Genomic DNA, 4,136 nt, shown 5'->3' with positions numbered 1-4,136 from the left:
CAGTGACCCTCGCCTTGTAAGGGCGATGCTCTCCCAACTGAGCTAACGACCCATGCAAAACTATGACTAAATGGTGGGTCGTACTGGACTTGAACCAGTGACCCTCGCCTTGTAAGGGCGATGCTCTCCCAACTGAGCTAACGACCCCAAGTAGTCAATTCTAAAGTGGTGGGTCGTACTGGACTTGAACCAGTGACCCTCGCCTTGTAAGGGCGATGCTCTCCCAACTGAGCTAACGACCCGCTTTAGAATAACAACACATTGCTGTGTTGTTGTGGGGCGCTATTATAGATTTAGTTCAACTATAGTCAATACTTGTTTTCACAAAAATGTGTCAAGTGGCCTTAAAATGAACAACTTGGATAAATGTCAAACGCCTTGAGTGCTTTTAGAGCAAGTGCTTGCGTTTAAATAATGTTTTATGGCTGTTTTTTGTACGCTTTACACTTGCATTTGTATTGATAGGTGACAGTAAAGAGTGTTTATTACTTCAATCTTGATGATTTTATTCGTTTAGCTGCGCTTTGATAGCCTTCTTTTGCTAAATATTGCTCGATTTCTATTATTGATTCTGCGGAATTTGAATAATGGGTTATCACATAATCATAGATTTTACCGACTTCTTGGCCATTATCATTTACTGCGAAATAGGCAAGTAAGCGAATAAGGTCATCCTTATCGGGGAATACCTGAAAGCCAAACTCTTTTTCTAAAACACTATAGTGCGTGAGTAATGACCCTAACCCTGCAATTTTCGTTTCATAACTGGCTTGCCAGTGTGAAAAGCGTGTTTGAAATGCGTTTAATAGGGCAATTACCTTACTTGATTGATGACTATATTGAGCATACTTTTCGCTGGAGAGCGATAAGGTGGGATGGTTTTGTAATATATTAAGTAACGCATTAAATGGTTTTTGCATATGTTCTCCTTCATTTGCAATACTCAAAAATAGTTGCGCTTGTAACTCTTTTACTGACCGAGCAAGTGAAACAATATAGCCATCGTCAAGTGATGGGCTAAAGATAAAATAATCGTTAAATAATGGGCTTTTTGTTAGAAGCTGTTCCATCGCAAAGCGCCCTGCATTTGAGTGGCCAATTAATATTGAATAATCCGCAGTGCGGAAGTTGTTCTTAATATGAGGGACAAGTTCATGGGTGAAGTGTTGCCTAAATAATTGTGCTTTTTCATTTATGTTAGCGTCATTAGGTTGCAGTTGCGCACCTTTGCCAATGACTTGCACAATTATAAACTCGGGTATTTCACTTTTTAACGTATCGCTGATGGATTTCACAAGGGCAAAATCCCACTGACCATGCAATACATAAATTACCGGGTAGTACTGGTTCAGACGTGTGCTATAAGATGCAGGAACACTTACCTTAAAAGTAACCTGTGTATTTAGGGTCTTTGAGGTGAAAGATTCGTTATTCACTTCTGCAAAAGTGTTAACGCTCAATAACAATAGTAAATAGTAAAGCGTGGTTTTCATTGACTTGTCCTTCTGTGTTAAAGTCGAACAACTTTGTCAGTTGAACAAAAAAACACAAGGATTCAGTCCTTTAGAATAGCTTAAGTTTTACTTAGGGCAGGGCAAAACCGCATTATGCATGATTCTAAGCAGTATAGTTACTATACCTTTCAGTTTGATTTTTCGCGCTGCGAGGTGGTTACAACAAATGTAATAAGTGAACTCGAACCTAAAGTAATGGCTGTACTTGAGTTGCTTTATCATAATCAAGGTAAGGTAATAAGCAATGAGGATATTTTCAGCCAAGTTTGGCCTGGGCGAATTTTTAACGCTAGCTTAATACAAAGAGCCATTACACTTATTCGCAAAGCCCTTAATGAACAGGCCGCAACAGCGAACTATTTAATTACCTATCCTAAAAAAGGCTACTGTTTAAAAGAAGAGACAGTAAAAGTCAGTAAGCCACGGGCAAAGTTATTCCTTTTGGCAATAGGTGTTTTAGTGTTTTTTATTACAGGGGTTGTCGCTAACTTATATAAAAAGCAGCATATAGCGCCCATGCACTTTACATCATTATCACCACTGACACACAAACAACAAAATGTGTTTTCGTTTTCACAAAATAGAAATGCTAATGAAATTCTATTTGTTAAAAAGAGTGACTTAGGATCTGCGTTATGGTTAAAAAGTGGCGTGAACGAAAGTGAAATTTTTAATACGCCCCAAATAATAACTCACACGTTTTGGTTTAAAGGACAACCTGCATTTACAACTAGCGACAATTTGCGAGGTACAGATGTCTTTCAGCTAAATCATTTGGGGCATGCCAATCTACTATTTAGTGTTGAGCACTTAATGAATGTAGCGCCTCAAAGTGTTGGGCAGCGCATATATATTGCTCATTTGAATCAAATAACCGTATTTGATGAAAAACCTGCTAAGTTGCACACATTTTCAGCATTTGAAAATGCGAAAGGTGTGATTAGTTTTTCAATCTCGCAAGATCTAGAAAAGGTTGCGGTATTGACCGATGAAGGGCAAATGCGCAAAGCGGTTTCAGTTTTAGATATTAAAACGAAAAGCAAAGAGATCATTTTTCAAGACTTGGGGAATTACACATCACTTGATTGGCATGCAAGTGGCCTGCAATTATTACTAGCAAAGAATACCCAACTTTTACTACTAGATGTTAAAAGTGGCGAAACTGAAGTGTTGCCATATACAACTAACAAAACGATTACCCAAGCGCAGCTTGATAAACACAGTGACGCAATTTTAATTGAACACGCACATTTAAATGTTGCGCTTGTGCTTAAATCAGTTAATGAAAACCCCACTATGTTTAAAAAAATTGATTTGGCAGGTGCTAATTTAATGCCCATAACAAATAGTAGTGGAGATGTACTTTTTTCATCTGATTTTTCTGGTGAGCAGGCGCTGTATCAATCTCGTAACAACGAATTGACCGTATTAGCCGAGCTTAATAAAGGTCAGCATTTAAACGGCTTTACGTGGTTATCTGATAACGGAGACTTTATCTACTCGTTGGGCAAGCAATTAGTTATTAATGACGGTAGCTCGCTAAAACAAATGCACACGCTTTCGCATTCAGTGTTTATTAGGCAATTTTTACCTAAACAAAATACGCTATTGGTTCATCAGCTTATTAATGGCAAAACGTACCCAAGTGAACTTTCATTAGAGACGTTTGAACTTACTCAGCTGAGTAACGAACAAGCAAGTTGTGTCACCGGAGATGATAATGGCAATATTTACTTTGTGGAAAATAACAACATAATCAAACAGCGAAATAAAGAAGGGCAAATAAGCACACTTTTGACCGTTACTGATAATGCGGTGGATGATCTTTTTAGTGACGGAGAGAGCTTAATTGCCAGTATTAAAAAATCAGAAGGTTACGCTGTTATTCGTATTAATCCACACACAGCGGAGTTTGAAACACTTTCGGTAGATAGAAGTACTATATTGGCAGGTGTAGAAAAACAAGAGAAGTTTTGGTTTTATCAGGATATCGCCGTTAAATCGACTTTGATGCGACTATATTAGCTTCAATTATGTGTATAAATATAAAACGCTAGGATGTTGAAACAGGTCGAAAAATCACAACCTTGATGAACAAATGTGCATCTTGATTAAAAATGGTGCGAACAATGCACTATGCTTAAAAAAATGTTGACTTTATTTTGCTGGCTCCATAAAATGCGCCCCGTCTTCAGCGATACACGAGTTATCTCTTGAAGGTGCAGTTTGGGGCTATAGCTCAGCTGGGAGAGCGCCTCGCTGGCAGCGAGGAGGTCTGCGGTTCGATCCCGCATAGCTCCACCAATAACTCTTATGGTTTGAGTCTAAATAACCAGTCCTAGTGACAACATCACGTTGTCCCCTTCGTCTAGAGGCCTAGGACACCGCCCTTTCACGGCGGTAACAGGGGTTCGAATCCCCTAGGGGACGCCACTTACTTTTAAACTTAGGTTTTAAAAGAGTGGGGTGAGTCATAAACTCGTATGGTAAGAGTAAAAACAACCAGTCCTAGTGACAGCACCATGTTGTCCCCTTCGTCTAGAGGCCTAGGACACCGCCCTTTCACGGCGGTAACAGGGGTTCGAATCCCCTAGGGGACGCCACTTACTTTTAAACTTAGGT

General features: G+C 39.3%; 2 protein-coding genes and 5 tRNA genes. 4 read left to right on the top strand and 3 right to left on the bottom strand.

Features of this window, described 5'->3' with window-relative positions:
* Positions 1-71: 71 nt before the first annotated feature.
* The 3 genes from ABYD77_RS18100 to ABYD77_RS18090 form a co-directional block, all read right to left on the bottom strand.
* Positions 72-147 (bottom strand) — tRNA-Val (locus tag ABYD77_RS18100).
* A gap of 19 nt (positions 148-166) precedes the next feature.
* Positions 167-242: transfer RNA gene (locus ABYD77_RS18095), tRNA-Val, on the bottom strand.
* A gap of 243 nt (positions 243-485) precedes the next feature.
* Positions 486-1,493, bottom strand: coding sequence for an alpha/beta hydrolase (locus ABYD77_RS18090; RefSeq protein WP_372771494.1), 1,008 nt, complete (start codon positions 1,491-1,493; stop codon positions 486-488).
* Between the two features lie 114 nt (positions 1,494-1,607).
* Between ABYD77_RS18090 and ABYD77_RS18085 the strand changes: the two genes are divergently transcribed.
* The 4 genes from ABYD77_RS18085 to ABYD77_RS18070 all read left to right on the top strand — a co-directional run bounded on the left by ABYD77_RS18085 (position 1,608) and on the right by ABYD77_RS18070 (position 4,117).
* Entirely contained in the window at positions 1,608-3,539 is a 1,932-nt protein-coding gene (locus tag ABYD77_RS18085; RefSeq protein WP_372771493.1) for a transcriptional regulator, read from the top strand.
* Positions 3,540-3,742: 203 nt separating this feature from the next.
* Positions 3,743-3,818 (top strand) — tRNA-Ala (locus tag ABYD77_RS18080).
* Positions 3,819-3,871: 53 nt separating this feature from the next.
* Positions 3,872-3,947, top strand: a tRNA-Glu gene (locus tag ABYD77_RS18075).
* A 94-nt stretch (positions 3,948-4,041) separates the two neighbouring features.
* Positions 4,042-4,117, top strand: a tRNA-Glu gene (locus tag ABYD77_RS18070).
* Positions 4,118-4,136 lie beyond the last annotated feature (19 nt).

The sequence above is a fragment of the Pseudoalteromonas sp. genome, from assembly GCF_041629635.1.
Classification (GTDB): Bacteria; Pseudomonadota; Gammaproteobacteria; order Enterobacterales; family Alteromonadaceae; genus Pseudoalteromonas.
Note: the sequence above shows the minus strand (reverse complement) of the source record. Positions and strands in the feature narration are given on the sequence as shown.

Bases quoted from the DNA above. Each gene is read 5' to 3' on its own strand.
- ABYD77_RS18085 (WP_372771493.1), top strand. From the start codon at position 1,608: ATGCATGATTCTAAGCAGTATAGTTACTATACCTTTCAGTTTGATTTT.
- ABYD77_RS18090 (WP_372771494.1), bottom strand. From the start codon at position 1,493: ATGAAAACCACGCTTTACTATTTACTATTGTTATTGAGCGTTAACACT.